The following is a 21,030-nucleotide window of genomic DNA, read 5'->3' as shown; positions in this document are numbered from 1 at the left end:
CACACTCGCCGACTTTCCCTCTCACCGCATCACTCACCGCATCAGCGAAATTTCAGGAATACATGCAAAAAATCATCCGCCAGATTGCGGCAGAAATCAAAGTCCAGGAACATCAAGTCAAAACAGCGGTTGAGCTGCTGGACGGCGGGGCCACCGTGCCTTTTATTGCCCGTTACCGCAAGGAGGTGACCGGTGGTCTGGACGACATTCAGCTGCGCGAGCTGGAGTTTCGCCTTGGCTACCTGCGCGAGTTGCAGGAGCGGCGTGAAGCTGTACTCAAAAGCATTGAAGAGCAGGGCAAGCTCACGCCCGAGCTGCGCGCCGCCATTGAGGCCGCGCCGACCAAACAGGAACTGGAAGACCTGTACCTGCCCTTCAAGCAAAAGCGCCGAACCAAAGGCCAGATGGCGCGCGAGGCTGGCATCGAGCCGCTGGCCGACAAACTGTTTGCCGACCCGACCCTGGTTCCCGCAGACGAAGCCGTGGCCTTTTTGAAGGCCGAAAAGACAGAGAACGGCGACGACTTCACCACCGTTCAAGCGGTGCTCGATGGCGTGCGCGATATCTTGAGTGAGCGCTGGGCTGAAGATGCCGCGTTGCTGCAGGGCCTGCGGCAGTGGCTGTGGAACGAAGGTCTGTTTTCTTCCAAATTGGTCGCGGGCAAGGATGAGAACAATCCCGACCACGCCAAGTTTCGCGACTACTTTGACTATGACGAGCCGATAGGCCGCGTGCCGTCGCACCGGGCGCTTGCCGTGTTCCGCGGTCGCGGGCTTGAAATTCTGGATGCGAAGTTGATGTTGCCCGTGCCGCCGGAGGCTGGGCAGCCGAGCATTGCGGAAGGCAAGATTGCCTTGCACCTGGGCTGGAGCCACAAGGGAAGGGCGGCCGACGACTTGCTGCGCAAATGCGTCGCCTGGACCTGGCGCGTCAAGCTCAGCCTGTCGATAGAGCGTGACCTGTTCAGCCGCCTGCGCGAAGAGGCTGAGAAAGTCGCCATTAAGGTATTTGCCGACAACTTACGTGATCTGTTGTTGGCCGCACCAGCCGGCCCGCGCGTGGTGATGGGCCTGGATCCCGGCATACGCACCGGCGTGAAAGTCGCCGTGGTGGACGCCACCGGCAAGCTGGTTGAGACCTCCACCATTTACCCGCACGAGCCGCGTAAAGACTGGGACGGTTCTCTCCATACCCTGGCCAAACTCTGCGAAAAACATGGTGTCAACCTCATTGCCATTGGCAACGGCACAGCCAGTCGCGAGACCGACAAGCTGGCCGCCGATTTGATGAAACGCATAGACGGTATGCAACGCATAGTGGTCAGCGAAGCTGGCGCCTCGGTGTATTCGGCCAGCGAATTTGCCAGCCAGGAAATGCCCGACGTGGACGTGAGCCTGCGCGGTGCAGCCAGTATTGCGCGGCGTCTGCAGGACCCGTTGGCCGAGCTGGTCAAGATTGACCCCAAGTCGATAGGCGTGGGCCAGTACCAGCACGATGTGAACCAGAGCGACCTGGCGCGCAGCCTGGACACCGTGGTGGAGGACTGCGTCAACAGCGTGGGGGTGGACCTCAATACAGCCAGCGTGCCGCTGCTGGCGCGGGTGTCTGGCCTGAGCCAGACCGTTGCCAAGGCGGTGGTGCGCTGGCGTGACGCCAATGGTGCTTTTGCCAGTCGGGCCGATTTACTGAAAGTCACCGGCCTGGGCGCCAAGACCTTCGAGCAGAGCGCCGGCTTTTTACGCCTGCATGCCAGCAGCAACCCGCTTGACATGACGGGCGTGCACCCCGAAACCTACCCGGTGGTCGAAAAAATCATGGCACACACCGGTAAACCGGTGGCCGAGCTGATGGGCCGCGCCGAGATGCTCAAGACGCTCAAACCCGAGCTGTTTGCCAATGAGCAGTTTGGCGTGATCACGGTGAAAGACATCATTGCCGAGCTGGAAAAGCCGGGTCGCGACCCGCGCCCTGACTTCAAGGTTGCGCGCTTCAACGACGGCGTGGAAGACATCAAGGACCTGAAAGAAGGCATGACGCTGGAAGGCACGGTGAGCAACGTCGCCGCCTTTGGCGCCTTCATCGACATTGGTGTGCACCAGGACGGCCTGGTGCATGTGAGCCAGCTCGCCAACAAGTTTGTCAACGATGCGCGTGAAGTGGTTAAAACCGGGGACATCGTCACCGTGCGTGTCACAGAGGTGGACGTGGCGCGCAAGCGCATTGGCCTGACCATGAAGCTGGACGCCGCACCAGGCAGACGCGACGCCCCGCGCGACAACCGCTTTGAAGGCGCACGACCCGGCCAGGGGCAAAACCGCAGTGGTGCCTACAGTGGACATGGACGGGCGCCGGAACCGGCCACATCAACGGCCATGGGATCGGCCTTCAGCAAGCTGGCGGGGCTCAAGAAATAGTGGGTCGCGAAATGCAAGCGCCAGATATGCCGCTCGCCCTTGATGGGGCTGAGCAAACAGCTATCAATAGAATAGCGGATGAGGCGCCGAATCTTGGCGTGTATTGAAATCGGAAAAGTCTATAATCTAGACGGTCTAGCCATAATTTAACGCTGGAGGTCCCCCATGCAAGCATCCCCTACACGCAAGATCACCGATATCCAACTTCCACAGTGGCAGCTTCAGGAAGCCAAAAACCGCTTCAGCGCCGTCGTTAAAGCCGCAGCCATTGGCCCGGCCCAGGTCGTCACGGTGCATGGCGTGCCAGCCGCCGTTGTTTTGTCACCCGAAACTTATGAGCGGCTGGTGGCGGTTGCGGCGCCGGCGCAAAGCCTTTCGGAGGCGCTGCGCTGTCCTGAACTGGACGCTGCCGACGAAGCGCTGTTCGAGCGCAATCGCACGATCAACTTGGCGCGTGAGCTGCGCTTGTGAACGCCTTGCTCGACACCTGCGTGCTGTCAGAGTACGCCAAACGCGAACCGCACGCGGGTGTCATCGCCTGGCTGGACGCGCAGACCGAGTCCGGCCTGTTTATCAGCGCCCTGAGCCTGGCCGAAATTGAAAAGGGCATTTTCAAGCTTGCGGCCAAAGAGCCCGGCGCCGCGCGCGCCTCGCACCTGACCGAATGGCTGGGCAAGCTGACGGATCGCTTTGCCGCGCGCACCTTGCCTGTGGACGCGGCCGTTTGGCGCGTCTGGGCGCAGCAGTCCGCGCAGGCCGAGCTGGAAGGGCAGCCGGTCTCGCCCCTGGACGGTTTGCTGCTGGCTACCGCCCAATGTCACGGCCTGACTGTGGTCACACGCAACGTGGCGGACTTTGCGCGCTATCCGCAGGTGTTCAACCCGTGGGCGCTGGCGACATGAGCGCCAAAGTCCTTCGCATTTACGCCGGCCCCAAAGCGCGCCGGCACATTGAACAGCACGGCCTCAACCCGCAGGATGTGCGGGTGGTGCCGGGCGCTGCGGGTGGCCCCAAGGGTTTGGTGCTCGGGCCGCTGGACCGTTTTATCTTTGGCAACTGGCTGACAGCCAGTCAGCAGGAAATTCACCTCGTCGGCGCATCCATCGGCGCCTGGCGCATGGCAACGGCTTGTCTGGACGACCCCGTTACAGCCTTCCAGAAGCTGGAAGACGATTACATCCAGCAGTACATCACGGCAGCGCCCGGCAAAAAACTGCCCTCGGCCCAGATCGTCAGTGAACAGTTCGGCCAGAGTCTGATAGATTTTTACGGCGGCCGCATCAACCAGGTGCTGCAGCACCCGCGCTACCGCCTGCATATCGTGACTTCACGAGGGCGCCATGTGATGCGTCGTGAAAACGGTGTGGCAACGCCACTGGGTTATCTGGGGGCGTTTGTCACCAACGCCCTGCACCGCAAAGCCATGGGTGCTTGGCTGGAGCGCGTGGTGTTTTCGAGCCAGGACGCCGCCTTGCCATTTGCCACTGGCGATTACCGCACTCGGCAGTTGCCACTGACCGAGGCCAACTTCAACCCCGCGCTGCAAGCCAGTTGCTCCATCCCCTTTCTGCTCAAAGCGGTGCACAACATCCCCGGCGCGCCACCCGGCGCATACTGGGACGGCGGCATCACTGACTACCACCTGCATCTGGACTATGCTTCTGAATTGATAGCGGCTGGCGCAAGTGGAATAAGGGCCGATGGCACATTTGCTTCACAAAGTACTGCCAAGCAGGGCCTGGTGCTGTATCCCCACTTCCAGAAAGCCGTGGTGCCCGGCTGGCTTGATAAAAGCCTGAAGTGGCGCCACGGTTCCACGCCGTTTCTGGACAGCACCGTGCTGCTGGCACCGGACCCGGCGTGGATCAAATCGCTGCCCAACAGCAAGCTACCAGATCGAAACGACTTCGTTCGCTACGCCGCCGACCCGCAGGGAAGGATGACAGTCTGGACTAAAGCCGTGGCAGCAAGCCGCCGGCTGGCGGATGAGTTTCAGGAGTGGCTGGGCAAGCCTGAAATGGGGCGAATAGAGGCGCTTTGAATGAGATGGTTCAGCGGGTGCCGAATCTGGCCTCTGACCTGGCTCGCGCCCGGCCGGCTTCTACTTCCCGGTCACGCGGGTCGGCCGTTGTCACCAGTGACCTGATCATTTTCCGGGCCGCAACGGCCACATCTTCAACCGCCTGATTAAACGCGGCCTCGTTGGCCTTTGACGGCACATTGAAGCCGCTGAGCTTTCTGACGAACTGAAGCGAGGCATCGCGTATTTCAAGCTCGGTGGCGGGTGGTTCAAAGTTGAACAGGGTTTTGATGTTTCTGCACATGCTGCCTCCAGTTGTGCCGCGTTAAAGCGACGATGAGAGCATCTCTTCGTATTCACCAGCCGTAGCAATTCGCGGATTGGTCTTGTGACAATGATCAGCCATCGCACCAGCGATGATTTTGCTGAACTGTTCGCGTTGCACACCCATGGCGGCCAGGCCTGCGGGCAAGCCCAGGCGGGCGTTCATGTCCTTGATGGCTTCCGGGATGTCGCTGCCTGATGTCAGGCCCATGGCTTGCGCCATGCGGTTCAGGCGGTTTTCTTTTTGCATGGATTCGGCGCTCGTATTGAAGCTGACCACCGCCGGCAAAAACATGGCGTTCAGCGTGCCGTGGTGCAGGCGCGGGTCTACGCCGCCCAGGCTGTGGCTCAGCGAATGCACGCAGCCCAAGCCTTTCTGAAAAGCCATGGCGCCCTGCATGGATGCGCTCATCATGTTGAAGCGCGCCTCGCGGTCGCTGCCGTCGCGGGTGGCACGTTCGATGTGTGCCCAGCCGCGCTGCAGGCCGTCCAGGCCAATGCCGTCGGCAGGCGGGTTGAATGCGGGCGCCATGAAGGTTTCCATGCAGTGCGCAATGGCGTCCATGCCGGTAGCGGCAGTCAGCTTGGAAGGCAGGCCCAGGGTGAGTTCGGGGTCGCAGATGGCGGTTTTGGGCACAAGATGCCAGGAGTGAAAGCCCAGCTTGCGGTGGTCGTCCACGATGATGATGGCGCCGCGCGCCACCTCGCTGCCGGTGCCGCTGGTCGTGGGCACAGCAATCAGCGGTGCGGCCCGGTCTGTGATTTTCAGCGACCCGCCTTCGATAGTGGCGTAAGTGGTGAGGGAGCCTTCATGGGTAGCCGCGATCGCCACACCCTTGGCGCAATCAATCGCCGACCCGCCGCCGACGGCGATCAGGCCGTCGCAACCGCTGGCCTTGTACATCGCAGCGGCGGCAAGGACTGCCGCTTCGGTTGGGTTGGATGGTGTCTGGTCAAACACTGCCACTGTCATGCCGGGCAGGGCGTCCAGCGCTTTTTGCAGCACGCCTGCCGCTTTGACGCCAGCATCAGTCACGATGAGCGGGCGGGTGATGCCAACGCGCTCGCATTCCTGCTTGAGCAGCTTGACCGCGCCGTAGTCAAACTGAATCTGTGTCACGTAGTAAATGAAGGCCATGGTTTTGCAATCTTTCGCGTTGTACGATGAGCTCGGATCTGAAAACAATAAACAGTACCACCCTCAACTTTAATGGCTGGAGACGCAATGAATTGCAAGCAAACCCTGACCCTGGTCGCCTTGGTGATAAGCACCTTGCACGTTGGCGCCGCCTGCCTGAGTGATGCAGAGGTGAATGAGATGGCAGCCAACATGGCGGCCAAAACACCTGCCGCCACACCTGAAGGGCTTAGCGCGGCCGATGGCGCCTGCAGCCGGGCCAAGCTCAATGGCTTGCTCGAAAAGCGCTTGGGCAAAGTGATTGGCTACAAGGCAGGCTTGACAAATCCGGCCGTGCAAAAACGCTTTAATGCCGACGAACCCGTGTGGGGAAAGTTGTACGAGGGTATGGTGCTGGCCAACGGAGCGACGGTGGACGCGGCCTTTGGTGCGCGGCCCTTGTTTGAGGCTGACATGCTGGTTCGCGTCAAAAGCCCGGCCATCAACCAGGCCAAAACGCCCATGGATGTGCTCAGGGCGATTGACCAGGTGATCCCCTTCATGGAGCTACCCGATCTGGTGGTGCAGGCGCCGCCCAAGCTCAATGGCGCAGCGGTCAGCGCCATTAACGTAGGGGCGCGGCTGGGTGTGGCTGGCGTGCCGCTGGCCGTGCCCGCCACGCGCGCTGAGCGCTACGCCATGCTGGATGCGCTGCGCGACATGAACGTGGTGCTTGCCGACGAAAGCGGCGCAGAGTTGGGCCGGGGCAAGGGCAGTGACATTCTGGAGCACCCACTCAATGCCGTCGTTTGGCTTGCCGGGGCGCTGGGGAAAGAGGGCCTTGCGATGAAGCCCGGAGATTTGATCAGTCTGGGGTCCTTTTCGCCCTTGCTGCCGCCCAAAGCGGGCTTGAAAGCCACCGCTACTTACCGCGGCTTGCCGGGCGCCCAGCCAGTATCTGTGACCTTCAAATAAATGCACGCTACCAACCTGAAGGACCCGCGGCGCCTGCTGACGCCAGCCATGCGTGACGTGCTCGCCCGCATGGTGCGTGCGGGACACGCGCCTATTCATACCTTGAGCGCACAGCAGGCTCGCGCTGCTTACGAAGCGGGCGCCAATGTTCTTGAGGTGTCCACGCCGCCATTGGCCCGCGTCGAAAACTTCACCATTGCCACGCGTGATGGCTACGATTTGCCGCTGCGCCTGTACGCGCCTTCCCACGCCTGTTTACCGGTTTTGCTGTATTTCCATGGCGGCGGCTTCACCATCGGCAGCGTAGCGTCGCACGACATTTTGTGTCGCCAGCTGAGCCAGCAAGCCGGTTGTAGCGTGATTTCAGTGGACTATCGTCTGGCGCCTGAACACAAGTTTCCCATCGCCGCCAATGACGCATGGGACGCTTTGGCATGGCTGTCTTTTCATGCCGATGAAAAAGGGCTGGACGGCACGCGCCTTGCCATTGGCGGTGACAGCGCGGGCGGCACGCTGGCTGCGGCCTGCGCTGTGCAAGCCCGCGATGCGGCTCTTCCACTCGAATTACAGCTGCTGTTTTACCCCGGCTGCGCGGCGCGTCAGGACTCAGTTTCGCACCAGCTCTTTGCAAAAGGCTTTGTGCTGGAGGTTGAGCACATGCGCTACTTTTTTGGGCAATACCTGCGCACCCCAGCAGACCGCGATGACTGGCGGTTCTCTCCCCTCAACGCGCCGGATGTGGACGGCGTGGCCCCTGCATGGCTTGGTTTGGCCGAGTGTGATCCGCTGGTAGATGAAGGCGTGCTGTATGCCGATAAACTACGGGCCGCAGGGGTGGCGGTTGATCTCGAAATTTACCGCGGCGTGACCCACGAGTTCATCAAAATGGGCCGCATCATTCCAGAAGCCAGGCAGGCCGTTGCCGACGCTGCACGGGCCATTCGCAAGGCCTTTGATAAAGACTCTCACCCATGACTCGACAGGATTTCCGCTTTTTTCATCCCCTCCGTGTTCGCTGGGCCGAGGTGGACATGCAAAAGATCGTGTTCAACGCGCACTACCTGATGTACTTTGACACGGCCGTGACCGATTACTGGCGCGCACTTGCGCTTCCCTATGAGGAATCGTTTGAACTGCTGGGTGGCGAGCTGTATGTCAAGAAGGCCACAATCGAGTTTCACGCTTCCGCTCGTTATGACGACCAGCTGGACGTTGCCATGAAATGCGCGCGAATTGGCACTTCGTCAATGTCATTCACCGGCGCGATTTTCCGCGGCGATCAGTTGCTGATCACCGGCGAGCTGGTTTATGTGTTTGCCGACCCGGCCACCCAGACCTCGAAACCGGTGCCGCCGGAGTTACGCCGCATCCTCACGGGCTTTGAAGCTGGCGAGGCGATGGTCACGGTCAAGCTTGGGCCTTGGGCTGAGCTGGGTGTTGACGCCGATCGTCTGCGCAAAGAGGTGTTTGTGCATGAGCAGGGTGTGCCGCCGGAAGTTGAATCGGACGAAGCCGACAACACCTCCCTTCATGCGGTGGCGTACAACGGGCTGGGCCAGCCAGTGGCCACCGGCCGGTTGCTGCAGGCCGTTGCAGGCAGGGCAAAAATTGGCCGCATGGCCGTCACCCGCGTACTTCGCGGTTCAGGCCTGGGTCGAGAGGTCTTGCACGCCTTGATGGGTGCCGCCAGGGAGCGAGGGGACACGGGGATTCGCTTGCATGCGCAACGCAGCGCCGAGGTTTTCTACAACCGTCTCGGGTTTCAGGCGGAAGGGGAGCCTTATGTAGAGGCTGGCATCACGCATATCGACATGGTGTCGGAGCTCTAGGCCTTTGCGGCCCGACGCGCCAAGCCCTTCAGGTCGGATATGGCCAGCCCAGCCCAACATTGGTCTGCAGAAATTGAATCCCCGCAGCCGACCGGGTGTGGGACCGCTCTTTGACTGACACCGGGTGAGTGACACTCCCCGTAGCATTTTCTAGGCGTTCAACCACGACCAGAGTACTGCAGCGTGTGCCGTAGCCATGCTCTGGAAACTCTACAAACGCGCTGGACAGCGCGTGCTCCAGTGCCAGTGGAACTCCGGTGTCAGGCAGATCGTCTATCTCGGCCCGCCTGCCGTTCATCAATGCCGCCCACAGGCCATCTTCCAATTCTTCTTGTGAATCAACCGCAAGCACCGTTTGCAATGCCTGTCTTAGTGCAAGCGTTTTAGGCCACGGTGCGTCCAGTGCACCGTTCGACAAGCCATAGGTACCGGGCGCCAGAACCTGCGAAGACCATCCCGCCGACTCGCCCCGATTGGTGAGCCAGTGCCATGTGGCCGACCCAAGCCTCCCCAACACCAGATTGCACGGACCATAGGCTGCTCCGTCGGTTTTGGTCATAAAGCTGGCCAGGTCTGACTCTCCCTCAAGCCACTGCATCACCAGTTCGCCGCGGGACTTTTCTGCATTGGAAGGCTGAGGCTCCCGAACATTGGTCAGCATCGCCACCCGGCCACCCGGGCTCAGGCCGAGCCAGGTGCCGCCGGCGCGTTCGTCGCGTCCTGAAATCACTTCCTTTCCTGCACTGGTGGTCCAGCGGGCCAGCGGAAGGGTAGGGCGATCCAAAAATTCGTCGCGGTTGGAGGCCACAACCAGCGGCCATTTGTCAGACGCCCCAATGGCAAAAGCGATGAGGCACATCTAATGAGGCCCCCATGCTCCCCGCTGGGCGCGTGGTTCGCTGCCCCCCGAGGGGTCTGTGCTAGCTTGGGGCGGCTCGGCGCGGGGAATTGACGCCCCCACGCTTATCACTGCGTGTAATAAGCTGCCCCCCGAGGGGGCTGGGCTTGCCTGGGGCGGCCCGGCGCAGCGCACGGCTTAAATGTCCTGGAGCAGGGGATAGGGCAGGGGGAGCAGCGTTAACGCCGCGCCCGCAGCGGTGCCCAGAGTCAGCTGGCCCGCCCCGGCATCGCCAGCGGCTGATGTTTGCATGGACACGATCGCGTCAAAACCACCGACGGGATGCGGCGCGCTTGCAGCAACCAGCCCGCAGGGCTGGCTGGCGTCGGATGCGTGAAACACTTCCTGCCCAACGGCGGGAGTTCCCTCGGTATGGACCAAATAGGCCCTGCGCTTGAGCGTGCCCCGAAACTGGCTGCGCGCTACGATTTCCTGGCCCGGGTAACACCCCTTTTTGAAGCTGACGCCGCCCACGGATTCGTAGTTGAGCATCTGCGGCACGAAGGCCTCATAAATCGGCTGCGTGATCATCGCAATGCCGGACTGGACGCTAAGCCAATGCCACACGTCCAGCGGCAAGACGGTACCTTCCGGTGCTGCCGTCCCGGCAGGGGCACACCACAGGGCGCGCCCTACACCGGCGCCTGGGTACAGGCTGATGAGATGTGCTGAACCAAAATCGGCCTTCGCCCAGGGATCACCGGAAATGTCTGCTACTGATTCATTAGCATCACCGGTGACGCCAAAAAGGGAAAACTCAGCACTCGCATCGCTGAGTTTTGCTTTTGCTCGCATCACAAACATGGAAAGGCGCTTGAGCGTGGTGGCCAGAATGCTCAGGCTGCACACCAGCAGGATGTCTTGCTGGCTGCGTTTAAAGACAATAAAGCTGGCCTGCATGCGGCCTTTGGCGTTGCAAAAAGCTGCCAGGCGTGCTTCCGCCAGCCCCAACTGTGCGACGTCCTGAGTCAGTTGCCCCTGCAAAAAGGTGGCGGCGTCATCACCCGCCACACGGATCACGCCCATGTGGGTCATGGGCACAACGCCGGAAAAAGAGGAAACCAGAGGCAAATGGGAGGGGGAGGTAGACATGCCCTGAATTATCATAGACCTATCGTTTTCCGGAAGGTAGCAGGGTTTGAGACGCTTATTCACGGGTTTATTTGGTTTGGTCTTTGTGGCCGGCCTCGCAGTATTTGCATACGGGGGTTGGTGGTTGCACGAACCATTGGCCCTGAAGATTCCGCCCGGCAGCCAGGTGCTGGATCTGGAAATCGAACCGGGCACATCCGCCCAGGGTGTCGCCGAGGATGCGGTGGCCAGCGGTGTCGATGTACCGCCCCTTCTCTTGTATGCGTGGTTCCGGCTGTCGGGTCAGGCGCGCCTGCTCAAGGCCGGCAGCTATGAAGTAACGCCTGGCACCACCCCTCGGAAACTGCTCAGCATGCTGGTGCGCGGCGAAGAAAGCCTGAAAAGCATCACCTTTGTTGAAGGCTGGAACATCCGGCAGGTGCTGGCCGCTCTCCAGAAAGCCGAGGCGCTCAAGCCGGACTCGGTGGGCCTGAGCCACGAGGCCATCATGACCCAGCTGGGCAAGCCCGGAGTCCATCCCGAGGGCCGTTTTTTCCCCGACACGTATACCTATAGCAAGGGGGCCAGTGACTTGGCCGTGCTCAAACGCGCGGCAAGGGCCATGGACAAGCGGCTGGAGGCTGCCTGGGCTCAACGCGCCCCCGACACGCCACTCAAAACGCCCGATGAGGCGTTGGTTCTGGCCAGCATTGTTGAAAAAGAAACCGGCAAACCGAGCGACAGGGCCGAGATTGGCGGCGTCTTTACCAACCGCCTGCGCATGGGCATGCTGCTGCAAACCGATCCCACGGTGATTTACGGCTTGGGCGAGAAGTTTGATGGCAACCTGCGCCGGCGCGACCTGCAGGCCGATACGCCCTACAACACCTACACCCGGGCCGGCCTGCCGCCCACGCCTATTGCCATGCCCGGCAAAGCCGCCCTGCTGGCGGCAGTCAAGCCCGCGTCTACCAAGGCGATTTATTTTGTGGCGCGTGGCGACGGCACCAGCCAGTTCAGCGTGACTCTTGATGAGCACAACCGGGCGGTTAACAAGTTCCAAAGAAACAAGTGATGATGAATGGTCTGTTCATCAGCTTCGAAGGCATAGACGGCGCAGGCAAATCGACCCACATCGCCGCGCTTGCTGAGGCTTTCAAGGCGCGGGGCAGGACCGTCACCCTCACGCGCGAACCCGGCGGTACGCCGCTTGCGGAAAAACTGCGGGCCCTGATTCTGAACGACAGCATGGACGCGTTAACGGAGGCGCTGTTGATTTTTGCAGCACGGCGCGACCACCTGACGACGGTCATCGCCCCAGCGCTGGCCCGTGGCGAGGTGGTTTTGTGTGATCGTTTTACCGACGCCACCTTTGCCTACCAGGGCGGGGGCCGGGGCTTTGACCTGGAAGTGCTATCAAAACTAGAGCTATGGGCCCAGGATATTCAAGGGCTGGGCAATGGTTTTCTTCAAGAGCTGGGTAAAAAGGGGGAGGCTGCGGCTATCCTCCAGCCAGACTTGACGGTCTGGTTCGACCTGCCGCCCGAAGAGGCTGCGCAACGCCTGGTGGGTGCACGGGTGCCGGACAAATTTGAATCCCAGCCGGTAGAATTTTTCCGCCGCGTAGTCGAGGGATATGCCGACCGCATGCGGGGGGACTCCTCGCGTTTTGCGCGCATCGACTCATCGCCCCCGCGGGAGCTCGTTTGGGCCTCTGTTTACCAGGTGTTTGCGGATAAAGGCTGGTTGCCGTGAGTGCAGAGGATGTGGTCCAACTGCCACCACTTGCGCCGTGGCTACAAACCCAGTTGCAAAGCCTGTTGATCCAGCGCGGACATGCCTGGCTGCTCAGCGGCCCGTCGGGCCTCGGTCAGTTTGATCTTGCGCTGGCGTTGGCCCGAGCCTGGCTTTGCGAGCAACTCACGCCCGAGGGAGCCTGCGGCAACTGCGGCAGTTGTCACGCGGTGGATGTTCATACCCATGCTGACCTGTGTGCACTGATGCCCGAGACACTTTCGCTTGCACTGGGCTGGCCGCTGGACGAAAAAACACAGGACGACCTGGACAGCAAAAAACGCAAGCCCAGCAAGGAGATCAAGGTTGATGCAGCCCGGGAGGCGGTGTCCTTCACGCAATTCACCCGCTCGCGCGGGACAACCAAGGTGGTACTGGTTTATCCAGCCGAGCGCATGAACGGCATCACGGCCAACACCTTGCTCAAGACGCTGGAAGAGCCGCCGGGCGCGGTCAAATTCATTCTGGCGACAGAGGCCGCGCATCAGTTGCTGCCCACCATTCGCAGCCGCTGCCAGGGTCACACCATGCATTGGCCGGCGCAGGAGCAGGCCCTTGAATGGCTGACCGTACAAGCCCCGCCGCAAGGCAAAGCCGGGGTGGCTCCAACCGCAGCCGACCTTCATACCTTGCTGGCCGCGGCGGGTGGCAGGCCGGCAGACGCACTGGACCGCCTTCGCGCCGGGTCCAGCAGCGCAGCCGCTGAGCATTGGCAGGCCTTGCCCAAGGCCATGGCGCGCGGCGATGTCAGTGGCTTGAGTGACTGGACGCCCAGCCAGGCGGTAGATGCGCTGCAAAAACTTTGTCATGACGTGCTCAGCGTCAAGGTCGGGGCGCAACCCCGGTTCTTCCGGGCTGCAGATCTACCCTGCGGGCGCGCAGCACCGGGTGTCATGGCCCTCGGTTCCTGGTCCAAAGAGCTGGCCGCGACTGCCCGCACAGTTGAGCATCCCTATAACCCCGGCTTGATGCTGGAAGCGCTGGTGAGCCGCGCGCAACTCGCGCTGAATTCAAAATAATCGTTTTTACTGCAGACAGCGCTCTGGGCAAGCCTATAAACTAGCGCCATGAGTACAACGCCTCCTGCCACCGCGGCCGGTGCCCTCGGCACCACCGCAAGCGCTTCGAATGCCGTACGGCCCAGCGTCATTCAGCTGGCGATCAAGGAAAAGGCGGCGCTGTACGCCGCCTACATTCCCTTGTTCACGGAAGGCGGCGTTTTCATACCGTCGGCTCGCGACTACAAACTGGGCGATGACGTGTATGTGCTGCTGTCGCTGCCCGATGACACGCAGCGTTATCCAGTGGCCGGAAAGGTTGCCTGGGTTACACCGGCACGCGCAGCAGGCAACCGGACGCAGGGTGTAGGTGTGCGTTTTCCCAAGGACGAAAAGTCCCGCTTGCTTAAACTCAAGATCGAAGAAATCCTGGGCGCCCATCTCGCGTCCGACCGGCCGACGCAGACGATCTAGCCTGCCTCGGGGCGGCCGCCGGTCGCTATTGTTTTTATAGCTTTCTTCGCCCGTCTTTATTGGGCAAGCACAGCATTTACCTCGTTTTTCCATGTTCACCGATTCCCATTGCCACTTAAGCTTTCCTGAACTCCACGCACGTCTACCCGAGATCCGTGAGGCCATGGCGCAGGCCCAGGTAGACCGTGCGCTGTGTATCTGCACGACGCTCGAAGAGTTTGAAACCGTGCACTCTCTTGCCACCACCTATAGCAACTTCTGGTGCAGCGTGGGGGTCCATCCGGACAACGAAGGAGTCACCGAGCCCAGCCTGGATGATTTGCTCAGCCGCGCGGCCCTGCCCAAAGTGGTGGCTATCGGCGAGACCGGGTTGGACTACTACCGCCTGGACGGGCGAAGCGTGGCCGACATGGAATGGCAGCGGGAGCGCTTCCGCGTCCACATCCGGGCGGCGCGACAGACTGGCAAGCCACTGGTGATTCATACCCGAAGCGCCTCTGAGGACACACTGGCCATTTTGAAAGAAGAGGGCGAGGGGATGGGGCAGCCGGGCAGGGCAGGCGGCGTGTTCCACTGTTTCACCGAGACCCTGGCCGTGGCCAGGGCGGCGCTGGATTTGGGGTTTTACATCTCGTTTTCGGGTATCTTGACCTTCAAAAATGCAGCAGATTTGCGGGAGGTCGCGCGCTTTGTACCCATGGATCGCGTCCTGATCGAAACCGACAGCCCCTATCTGGCGCCCGTGCCGTACCGCGGTAAAACCAACAATCCCTCGTATGTTCCATTCGTGGCCAAGCAGATTGCTGAACTCAAAGAGACATCCGTTGAAACCATCGCTGAGGCATCGGATCGGAACTTTGAAAGTCTGTTCAAGGGAGTCTTGGCATGAAGAATATCTTCATAAATTACTTTAGAAAAGCTGCATATCTATTTGTTTTAACTGGGTTTATTTCAGTTAGCGCAGGATCGTACGAGGATTTTTTCGAGTACATCAAACGGGACAACGGATCAGGCATCAGCCAGCTCCTGGCGCGCGGTTTTGATCCCAATACCCTCAACCCCGATGGTCAGCATGGGCTGTACCTGGCTTTGCAGGAGCCATCACTCAAGGCTGCCCAGGTTCTGGCGGATTGGCCTAAAACGGACGTGAACAAACTCAACGCCAAAGGAGAAAGTGCCTTGATGATCGCCGCCTTGCGGGGTCATCAGGACATTGTGGTCAAGTTGGTCAAAAAAGACGCAGACGTCAACAAAACCGGCTGGACGCCACTGCATTACGCCGCCAGCAGCGGCCATATTGAGATCATGAGCTTCCTGCTCGAGAACCACGCCTACATCGACGCGGAGTCACCCAACAAAACGACGCCTTTGATGATGGCGGCGCAATACAGCAACGCAGCCGCCGTCAAATTCCTTCTTGAAGCAGGTGCAGACGCCACGCTCAAAAACCAACAAGGTTTGACTGCAATCCAGTTTGCCCAACGCGCCAGCCGGACTGATTCGATAGAGCTGATTACAGGGTACGTACGGCGTAGCCGGTCAACGGGTAAATGGTGAAAAGCCCGCTCTAACAGGTTCTTGAATCATCTTCTACGATGTATATTATGTTAACTAACATATGGCGCTCAGTCGCTGGGATTGCCAAGTGACCCCTCTGATCAACTCAGACCTCCTCATCGCTGCGAATGGCTAACAGCTGTCAGCGAACTGGAAATCGCCGGGGGCTTTCCCATAAGCAGAAATTGGTCGAGCTGATGCTCTTATTCGGTAACCGGCCTGGCTCTATCCTCGGAGGATCCAGCGCGCCAACTGTCGCGCTTCTCCATCCGTGATTGCCGGGCGCTCGCTGCCGTCCGGCATCCTCACGTGCCCCCAATAGGGGCCAAGGTTGGCGCTGCTTCCGCCTTTGATGACCTCCATGAGACGCTGTTCAGGTCGCTTCACGCTCTTGTAAACATCCCTGATGGCGTTAAAGGAGGGTCCGATTAAATGCCGGTCCTTGGCATGACACTGCAAACATTGTTTTTCTGCAGCAAGCTTTTCGCTTGCGAGTGCATTACCCGAGCAGGCAAGAACGACGATTAGTGGAACAAGGGCAGTTTTCAAAATGGCATCCAGCTTAAAGACGAATTCAGTTTAGTGACCCTTCGGTGGCGCGGAGTTGAGATGAATCAACCGGACTTGACAGACCGCCGCCATGACGCGCGCACCGATGAGGAAGGACGGCGATACCCCGACATCCGTTGGCTGCGCCAGGCGCTTTCCCCTGCGGGCCCAACTCTCGTAGGACAAGGCAGCAAATTGGAATCTCGCTCCGTTGCTGCGGGCAAACTGTCGGCATGCAGAAAACAAAGCGAAAACCCTTATCTTTCGTGGCCGCCACCATGCTCGCCGCAGCGACTTCCTGCTCCGTGGGTGCCCTGGCCGCCAATGGTGAATCAGGCAATGCAGCCCTGCAAGCCAGGTACACCGCCCTCGCCCCGCAACTGGCGCGAAATGAGTTTCAGAGACCGCTGGTTATTGAATCGACAGAATCTTCCAATGCAGTCAGTGGCAATGCCTATGCTGTCATCAACTACCCATTTGCCACGGTCAGTGACGCTTTCAAGAATCCGGCCAACTGGTGTGACGTGCTCATGCTTCACCTCAACACAAAGTTCTGCCGCGCAGCCGATGAAGTGGGACCCTCAAAGCTGGAGGTCAGTGTTGGCAAAAAAACCCCTCAGGAAATCAAGGATGCTTATTCGCTGACTTTTGATTTCAGGCCCGCAGCCGCGACGCCAGATTACATGTCTGTGCGGTTGAACGCCGACAAGGGTCCTTTGGGCACAAACAACTACAGGATTAACCTCCAGGCCACGCCGATCGCGGGAGGCAAAACCTTCATGCACCTGCAGTATTCATACGGCTACGGCATGGCCGGACGCATAGCCATGCAGGGGTATCTCTCAACAATTGGCAGCGGCAAGTTGGGCTTCACCCGGACGGAAAATGCTGGCGAAAAGAAATATGTCGATGGCATGCGCGGCGCAGTTGAGCGCAATACCATGCGTTATTACCTGGCCATCGACGCCTATCTCGCCTCAATGACGACCTCACCTGCCGAGCAGCTCGACAGGCGCTTGCAGCACTGGTTTGACGCCACGGAGCAGTACCCGCGGCAATTACGTGAAGTAGATCGTGCCGCCTACCTGACCATGAAGCGCGCCGAGCACCAGCGCGCCGCTAAATAACCCGGGGCGCGGAACCCACCTGCTCTTTGTATGGGTCTAACTAAACCTTGCCTGAACCGGCACGACTTTGCCCGGTTCCCGGATGGGCTCCGTCGGCTGGGTCGGCGGTAGTTCCACGATTTCAGGAGTTGCCTCGGGGGCTGGCGGCATCACAGGAGGAGGCATTTCAGGCGGGACACTGCCACCCGGCTCAGGATCGGTAGAAAAATGTTGCTTCATCGTGCTGCCTTCCGCCCCGACCAAAGATGGCGGAGAAATCCGGCGAGAACGCCTCCCGCCACCGCAGCAGCCAACGCGGCTTGTCCTGGTCGCGCGGCGACAAACTCCCCTAGTGAACGTCGGCGAGGCGCCACTGCGATGGGTTCACCCTCAAGCCCAGGGGGATTACCCAGAAACTGGACCCCCTCTGCAGAAACGGGATCAACCAGGACCGCCTCCTCTGCAGATTGCAATACGTCGTCGGACAATTGCCGCGGTGCCGCGGCGAGCGGTGGAGAAACTGGATTAGCAGGAGGCAGAGTCATACGAAGTCTTTCGAACAGTTTTAATGCAGGGAACGAGGATTGGGTAGGGCGGCGCCGCGCCCATCGGGCCGCTCCAGTTTTTCGGAGGCGGAAACGCAGTACTGCATCAGGGCCTCCAGCTCAGTTGATTTGTCGAAAACAGCGTCTACCCCCAATTGCGCGCAACGGGACCGAATTTCACGCGATACATGATTGCTCAAAACAACCATTTTTTGCTCAGGGTTGCGATAGCGACAGGCCTTGACGATGCCCAGACCGGTGCCCTGTTTCAGGAACAGATCGACGATGGCCAAATCCCAATCAGAACTGTTGCGAGAGAGCCAGTCGGCGCCCTCCTCTTCGGTGTCGGCGGTACCAACCAGTTGAACACAGGAAAGCCCCTCAAGAGTATCGATGAGATGCTCCCGGATGGTTTCGTTGTCCTCAATGAAATAAGCCCGCATTTTCATTGTTGCTCCTTTGACCTGGTTTTTGACCCGGTCTTGGTGGCCCCTTGGTGACCTGTTTTGATCCTCCAACTTTATGAATGGCGTGATAAGCCTTCTGCGGGATAGCCGAGCGCACGTCTGTAGGAAGAAAGCCGTTTGCGAATGTAACGTGAGAAGCCAAGCTGCAGCTGTTTCCGCGAACGCGCCCCCCAAATAGACAACCCGGGGCCCCGACATTTTCAACCGTAAGAACTGTCTTACAACCGAAAGCGAGAGGCCTTACACCCTATGACGTTGGGAAGCTACTCCGTTTTTTCGAAGCGCTTGTAAGGTATTCGTATCGCCTCTCAAAACGTTGACACACCGGGGAAGAAACCATGACAACTGCAACTTCATCGCACGCGACACCCAGCGACGTCGATCATCGTTTGCATGGTCATTCGTTTCCTCGCGCGTGGGCAGTCCTGATTGCCCTGTGTCTCGCTTTGACCGCCTTGCTGGTCCTCTTGCCTGACGGTGTGGCAGATCCGGTTCAGGTTCTGGTGGGCTGGCTGGTCGTCGGTATCGCGGCAGTCGTTTCCATTGTCACCATCGTCAAAGTACTTGAGCGCCTGCTGGACTGCGAAGCCAGCTAAGCGCTGGCCGGGAGCCAGCCCATTAGCCAGCCATTAGTCAGCGCATCGGAGGCGATCACCCATCGGCCTCCATTTCTTTTTTACTTTCAGCCTCTTTCAAGGACTTTAGATGTCGCAAGCCAAGCGCAATACAGCCAGCCCGGTTAAACCTCTTTCCGGATCTGCAGAAAAGCAAAAGCAGCTTCAGGCAAACACTTCCGACAATGGAACCACGCTGACCACCAACCAGGGTTTGCAAATTGCCGATAACCACAACTCGCTCAAGGCGGGCGCACGTGGACCCACCCTGCTTGAAGACTTCATCCTGCGTGAGAAGCTCACCCACTTTGCGCACGAGCGGACAGCCGAGCGCGTTGTGAACGCGCGCGGTACGGGCGCCCATGGCTACTTCAAGGTTTACAAGCCCTTTTCGCAGTTCACCAGCGCAGGTTTTCTGCAAAACCCTGAGGTGGAGACCCCCGTGTTTGTGCGCTTTTCAACGATGGCGGGTTCGCGAGGATCGGCCGACACGGTGCGTGATGTACGCGGCTTTGCGGTCAAGTTTTACACAGACCAGGGAAACTACGACCTGGTGGGAAGCAACGTCCCGGTGTTCTATGTTCAGGACGCGATCAAGTTCCCCGACCTGATCCATGCGCTGAAACCCGAACCGCACAGCGACATGCCGCAAGCCTCAAGTGCGCATGACACATTCTGGGATTTTGCTTCTCTGATGCCCGAGTCAACGCACATGCTGATGTGGGCCATGTCAGACCGCACCATTCCCCGCAGCTACAGGATGATGGAGGGCTTTGGCGTCAACACCTTTCGCTTCATCAACTCCCGGGGCGACGCCCACTTTGTGAAGTTTCACTGGAAGCCCAAGCTTGGGGTGCACAGCCTGGCGTGGGATGAGGCGCAGAAGATCGCCGGCAAAGACGCTGACTTCCACCGCCGCGATCTTTGGGACGCAATCGATGCGGGCAATTTTCCGGAATGGGAGCTGGGTGTCCAGGTTGTAGAGGAAGGCAAGGAGGGCAAGCTGGGTTTTGACATTCTTGACCCCACCAAGCTCATTCCCGAGTCGGTAGTGCCGGTCCAGATCATCGGGAAGATGGTGCTCAACCGCAACCCTGACAATTTTTATGCAGAAACCGAGCAGGTCGCGTTTAATCCCGGGCACCTGGTTCCCGGCATTGATTTCAGCGCCGATCCTTTATTGCAGGGACGTTTGTTTTCGTACACCGACTCTCAACTCTCCCGTTTGGGCGGGGCGAATTTTCACGAAATTCCAATCAACAAAGCGGTTTGCCCGTTCCACAACTTTCAACGCGACGGTTTGCACCGCCAAACCGTCAACAAAGGCCGCGTTGCCTACGAACCCAACACGCTTGCGACTGGATCGGAATTTCGTGTAGACGGCGGTGAGCAGGGCTTTCAGTCTCATCCCGAGCAGCTGGAGTCGCCCAAGATCCGCAGACGCAGTCCTTCGTTTGACGATCACTTCTCGCACGCCACCCTTTTCTGGAACAGCCAGAGCCCCTCGGAAAAGGACCACATTGTCTCGGCCTTCCGGTATGAGTTGTCGCGAGTGGAAGTTGCGGATATCCGCCAGCGCATGGTCGATAATTTGGCCCACGTGGACTCCAAACTGGCGGCACGGGTTGCTAGCGGTCTGGGAATCAATGCGCCGGACGCCAAGGCTGCGGCCGGACGACTGGGGTTTCGGGACTACAAAATTTCGAACACCGTGGAACAAGACCCGGCCTTGAGTATGACGAGCCGCCCTGCACCCGATATCAAAACCCGAAAAGTGGCCATTCTGGTGGCTGACGGGGTTGACCTGTTGACGTTTAAACGTCTTCAACTTGATCTGCAGGAAGCTGGCGCCCAGTGCAAGTTGATCGCCCCCCAGCTGGGAACAGTCACGACCTCATCCGGCAAGCAATTGGCCGTTGACCAGACGTTTGCTACCAGCACTTCCCTGATGTTCGACGCCGTGGTGATTCCGGGCGGCGCCGACAGCGCAGCCGCGCTGTCGCAGCTGGGCGATGCGGTTCATTTTGTGTTGGAAGCCTACAAACATTGCAAGTCCATCTGTGCGTTGGACGATGGAACCCAGCTGATGGCCACGCTGGGATTTGCGCTCAAAGGCAACGGTGACAAGGTGCTGGAGCCCACAGTGGGTGTGTTGCTTGCCGATGCCCGCAAGGCTCCTGAAGGTCAAATCTCCCAGACCCTCATCGCAGCGATCGCTTGTCATCGGCACTGGGAGCGCCTGAACGTGGACGCCATACCCGCCTGACGTCCAGCTCGG

Annotated in this window: 22 protein-coding genes; 16 read left to right on the top strand and 6 right to left on the bottom strand. The window is 59.7% G+C overall.

Annotated elements, in window-relative coordinates; translation table 11 throughout:
- Nucleotides 1-62: 62 nt before the first annotated feature.
- The 4 genes from VE934_RS10135 (at nucleotide 63) to VE934_RS10120 (ending at nucleotide 4,455) form a co-directional block, all read left to right on the top strand.
- Nucleotides 63-2,414, top strand: a complete 2,352-nt coding sequence (locus tag VE934_RS10135; RefSeq protein ID WP_324887069.1) for a Tex family protein — start codon at nucleotides 63-65, stop codon at nucleotides 2,412-2,414.
- A gap of 165 nt (nucleotides 2,415-2,579) precedes the next feature.
- On the top strand, nucleotides 2,580-2,885 hold the full coding sequence (locus tag VE934_RS10130) for a type II toxin-antitoxin system prevent-host-death family antitoxin (protein WP_324887013.1): 306 nt from the start codon (nucleotides 2,580-2,582) through the stop codon (nucleotides 2,883-2,885).
- Complete coding sequence (locus VE934_RS10125; RefSeq protein ID WP_324887011.1) at nucleotides 2,882-3,316, top strand: type II toxin-antitoxin system VapC family toxin; 435 nt, start codon at nucleotides 2,882-2,884, stop codon at nucleotides 3,314-3,316. The genes VE934_RS10130 and VE934_RS10125 overlap by 4 nt, the downstream gene beginning before the upstream one ends.
- Nucleotides 3,313-4,455: a phospholipase gene (locus VE934_RS10120; RefSeq protein WP_324887009.1), complete on the top strand. Its 1,143-nt coding sequence runs from the start codon at nucleotides 3,313-3,315 to the stop codon at nucleotides 4,453-4,455. Before VE934_RS10125 ends, VE934_RS10120 begins: the two co-directional genes overlap by 4 nt.
- A 10-nt stretch (nucleotides 4,456-4,465) precedes the next feature.
- Here VE934_RS10120 and VE934_RS10115 read toward each other — a convergent pair whose 3' ends face one another.
- Nucleotides 4,466-4,738 (bottom strand): DUF2277 domain-containing protein, encoded by a 273-nt coding sequence (locus VE934_RS10115; protein WP_324887007.1) that lies wholly within the window; start codon nucleotides 4,736-4,738, stop codon nucleotides 4,466-4,468.
- 21 nt (nucleotides 4,739-4,759) lie between these two features.
- The gene (locus VE934_RS10110) at nucleotides 4,760-5,896 is read right to left on the bottom strand and encodes an iron-containing alcohol dehydrogenase (protein WP_324887005.1); all 1,137 of its coding nucleotides are present in this window, start codon (nucleotides 5,894-5,896) and stop codon (nucleotides 4,760-4,762) included.
- An 87-nt stretch (nucleotides 5,897-5,983) separates the two neighbouring features.
- Between VE934_RS10110 and VE934_RS10105 the strand changes: the two genes are divergently transcribed.
- From VE934_RS10105 to VE934_RS10095, 3 genes are read left to right on the top strand one after another with little or no spacing between them, the layout of a single operon-like run.
- On the top strand, nucleotides 5,984-6,850 hold the full coding sequence (locus VE934_RS10105; RefSeq protein ID WP_324887003.1) for a fumarylacetoacetate hydrolase: 867 nt from the start codon (nucleotides 5,984-5,986) through the stop codon (nucleotides 6,848-6,850).
- On the top strand, nucleotides 6,851-7,825 hold the full coding sequence (locus VE934_RS10100; protein WP_324887001.1) for an alpha/beta hydrolase: 975 nt from the start codon (nucleotides 6,851-6,853) through the stop codon (nucleotides 7,823-7,825).
- The gene (locus tag VE934_RS10095; RefSeq protein WP_324887000.1) at nucleotides 7,822-8,679 is read left to right on the top strand and encodes a YbgC/FadM family acyl-CoA thioesterase; all 858 of its coding nucleotides are present in this window, start codon (nucleotides 7,822-7,824) and stop codon (nucleotides 8,677-8,679) included. Before VE934_RS10100 ends, VE934_RS10095 begins: the two co-directional genes overlap by 4 nt.
- Nucleotides 8,680-8,707: 28 nt before the next feature.
- Here the strand turns inward: VE934_RS10095 and VE934_RS10090 are convergent, their stop codons facing one another.
- Together VE934_RS10090 and VE934_RS10085 are read right to left on the bottom strand one after the other, a co-directional pair.
- Nucleotides 8,708-9,538 carry an NRDE family protein gene (locus tag VE934_RS10090; protein WP_324886998.1) on the bottom strand — a complete coding sequence of 277 codons (831 nt, stop codon included), beginning with the start codon at nucleotides 9,536-9,538 and terminating at the stop codon, nucleotides 8,708-8,710.
- Nucleotides 9,539-9,715: 177 nt separating this feature from the next.
- Nucleotides 9,716-10,669: a folate-binding protein gene (locus tag VE934_RS10085; RefSeq protein WP_324886996.1), complete on the bottom strand. Its 954-nt coding sequence runs from the start codon at nucleotides 10,667-10,669 to the stop codon at nucleotides 9,716-9,718.
- Between the two features lie 46 nt (nucleotides 10,670-10,715).
- Here VE934_RS10085 and mltG point away from each other — a divergent pair, with 46 nt between their 5' ends.
- The 6 genes from mltG (at nucleotide 10,716) to VE934_RS10055 (ending at nucleotide 15,471) form a co-directional block, all read left to right on the top strand.
- The gene (gene mltG / locus VE934_RS10080) at nucleotides 10,716-11,723 is read left to right on the top strand and encodes an endolytic transglycosylase MltG (protein ID WP_324886994.1); all 1,008 of its coding nucleotides are present in this window, start codon (nucleotides 10,716-10,718) and stop codon (nucleotides 11,721-11,723) included.
- Complete coding sequence (gene tmk / locus VE934_RS10075) at nucleotides 11,723-12,403, top strand: dTMP kinase (protein ID WP_324886992.1); 681 nt, start codon at nucleotides 11,723-11,725, stop codon at nucleotides 12,401-12,403. Before mltG ends, tmk begins: the two co-directional genes overlap by 1 nt.
- Nucleotides 12,400-13,461: a DNA polymerase III subunit delta' gene (locus VE934_RS10070; RefSeq protein ID WP_324886990.1), complete on the top strand. Its 1,062-nt coding sequence runs from the start codon at nucleotides 12,400-12,402 to the stop codon at nucleotides 13,459-13,461. The genes tmk and VE934_RS10070 overlap by 4 nt, the downstream gene beginning before the upstream one ends.
- Nucleotides 13,462-13,509: 48 nt before the next feature.
- Complete coding sequence (locus VE934_RS10065; RefSeq protein ID WP_324886988.1) at nucleotides 13,510-13,914, top strand: PilZ domain-containing protein; 405 nt, start codon at nucleotides 13,510-13,512, stop codon at nucleotides 13,912-13,914.
- 91 nt (nucleotides 13,915-14,005) lie between these two features.
- On the top strand, nucleotides 14,006-14,803 hold the full coding sequence (locus VE934_RS10060; RefSeq protein ID WP_324886986.1) for a TatD family hydrolase: 798 nt from the start codon (nucleotides 14,006-14,008) through the stop codon (nucleotides 14,801-14,803).
- Nucleotides 14,800-15,471 (top strand): ankyrin repeat domain-containing protein, encoded by a 672-nt coding sequence (locus tag VE934_RS10055; RefSeq protein WP_324886984.1) that lies wholly within the window; start codon nucleotides 14,800-14,802, stop codon nucleotides 15,469-15,471. Before VE934_RS10060 ends, VE934_RS10055 begins: the two co-directional genes overlap by 4 nt.
- 225 nt (nucleotides 15,472-15,696) lie before the next feature.
- On the opposite strand, the gene VE934_RS10050 is transcribed toward VE934_RS10055, so the two are convergent.
- Complete coding sequence (locus VE934_RS10050; RefSeq protein WP_324886982.1) at nucleotides 15,697-16,020, bottom strand: cytochrome C; 324 nt, start codon at nucleotides 16,018-16,020, stop codon at nucleotides 15,697-15,699.
- 233 nt (nucleotides 16,021-16,253) lie between these two features.
- On the opposite strand from VE934_RS10050, the gene VE934_RS10045 reads away from it, so the two are divergent.
- The gene (locus VE934_RS10045; protein WP_324886980.1) at nucleotides 16,254-17,147 is read left to right on the top strand and encodes a hypothetical protein; all 894 of its coding nucleotides are present in this window, start codon (nucleotides 16,254-16,256) and stop codon (nucleotides 17,145-17,147) included.
- Between the two features lie 544 nt (nucleotides 17,148-17,691).
- On the opposite strand, the gene VE934_RS10040 is transcribed toward VE934_RS10045, so the two are convergent.
- The gene (locus tag VE934_RS10040) at nucleotides 17,692-18,120 is read right to left on the bottom strand and encodes a response regulator (protein ID WP_324887067.1); all 429 of its coding nucleotides are present in this window, start codon (nucleotides 18,118-18,120) and stop codon (nucleotides 17,692-17,694) included.
- 356 nt (nucleotides 18,121-18,476) lie between these two features.
- Between VE934_RS10040 and VE934_RS10035 the strand changes: the two genes are divergently transcribed.
- Together VE934_RS10035 and VE934_RS10030 are read left to right on the top strand one after the other, a co-directional pair.
- Complete coding sequence (locus VE934_RS10035) at nucleotides 18,477-18,734, top strand: hypothetical protein (protein WP_324886978.1); 258 nt, start codon at nucleotides 18,477-18,479, stop codon at nucleotides 18,732-18,734.
- Between the two features lie 109 nt (nucleotides 18,735-18,843).
- The gene (locus VE934_RS10030) at nucleotides 18,844-21,018 is read left to right on the top strand and encodes a catalase (protein WP_324886976.1); all 2,175 of its coding nucleotides are present in this window, start codon (nucleotides 18,844-18,846) and stop codon (nucleotides 21,016-21,018) included.
- Nucleotides 21,019-21,030 lie beyond the last annotated feature (12 nt).

The organism is Polaromonas sp., from assembly GCF_035638815.1.
Taxonomy (GTDB): Bacteria; Pseudomonadota; Gammaproteobacteria; order Burkholderiales; family Burkholderiaceae_C; genus Polaromonas.
Note: the sequence above shows the minus strand (reverse complement) of the source record. Positions and strands in the feature narration are given on the sequence as shown.

Bases quoted from the DNA above. Each gene is read 5' to 3' on its own strand.
- VE934_RS10135 (WP_324887069.1), top strand. From the start codon at position 63: ATGCAAAAAATCATCCGCCAGATTGCGGCAGAAATCAAAGTCCAGGAA.
- VE934_RS10130 (WP_324887013.1), top strand. From the start codon at position 2,580: ATGCAAGCATCCCCTACACGCAAGATCACCGATATCCAACTTCCACAG.
- VE934_RS10120 (WP_324887009.1), top strand. From the start codon at position 3,313: ATGAGCGCCAAAGTCCTTCGCATTTACGCCGGCCCCAAAGCGCGCCGG.
- VE934_RS10115 (WP_324887007.1), bottom strand. From the start codon at position 4,738: ATGTGCAGAAACATCAAAACCCTGTTCAACTTTGAACCACCCGCCACC.
- VE934_RS10110 (WP_324887005.1), bottom strand. From the start codon at position 5,896: ATGGCCTTCATTTACTACGTGACACAGATTCAGTTTGACTACGGCGCG.
- VE934_RS10105 (WP_324887003.1), top strand. From the start codon at position 5,984: ATGAATTGCAAGCAAACCCTGACCCTGGTCGCCTTGGTGATAAGCACC.
- VE934_RS10100 (WP_324887001.1), top strand. From the start codon at position 6,851: ATGCACGCTACCAACCTGAAGGACCCGCGGCGCCTGCTGACGCCAGCC.
- VE934_RS10095 (WP_324887000.1), top strand. From the start codon at position 7,822: ATGACTCGACAGGATTTCCGCTTTTTTCATCCCCTCCGTGTTCGCTGG.
- VE934_RS10090 (WP_324886998.1), bottom strand. From the start codon at position 9,538: ATGTGCCTCATCGCTTTTGCCATTGGGGCGTCTGACAAATGGCCGCTG.
- VE934_RS10085 (WP_324886996.1), bottom strand. From the start codon at position 10,669: ATGTCTACCTCCCCCTCCCATTTGCCTCTGGTTTCCTCTTTTTCCGGC.
- tmk (WP_324886992.1), top strand. From the start codon at position 11,723: ATGATGAATGGTCTGTTCATCAGCTTCGAAGGCATAGACGGCGCAGGC.
- VE934_RS10065 (WP_324886988.1), top strand. From the start codon at position 13,510: ATGAGTACAACGCCTCCTGCCACCGCGGCCGGTGCCCTCGGCACCACC.
- VE934_RS10060 (WP_324886986.1), top strand. From the start codon at position 14,006: ATGTTCACCGATTCCCATTGCCACTTAAGCTTTCCTGAACTCCACGCA.
- VE934_RS10055 (WP_324886984.1), top strand. From the start codon at position 14,800: ATGAAGAATATCTTCATAAATTACTTTAGAAAAGCTGCATATCTATTT.
- VE934_RS10045 (WP_324886980.1), top strand. From the start codon at position 16,254: ATGCAGAAAACAAAGCGAAAACCCTTATCTTTCGTGGCCGCCACCATG.
- VE934_RS10040 (WP_324887067.1), bottom strand. From the start codon at position 18,120: ATGAAAATGCGGGCTTATTTCATTGAGGACAACGAAACCATCCGGGAG.
- VE934_RS10035 (WP_324886978.1), top strand. From the start codon at position 18,477: ATGACAACTGCAACTTCATCGCACGCGACACCCAGCGACGTCGATCAT.
- VE934_RS10030 (WP_324886976.1), top strand. From the start codon at position 18,844: ATGTCGCAAGCCAAGCGCAATACAGCCAGCCCGGTTAAACCTCTTTCC.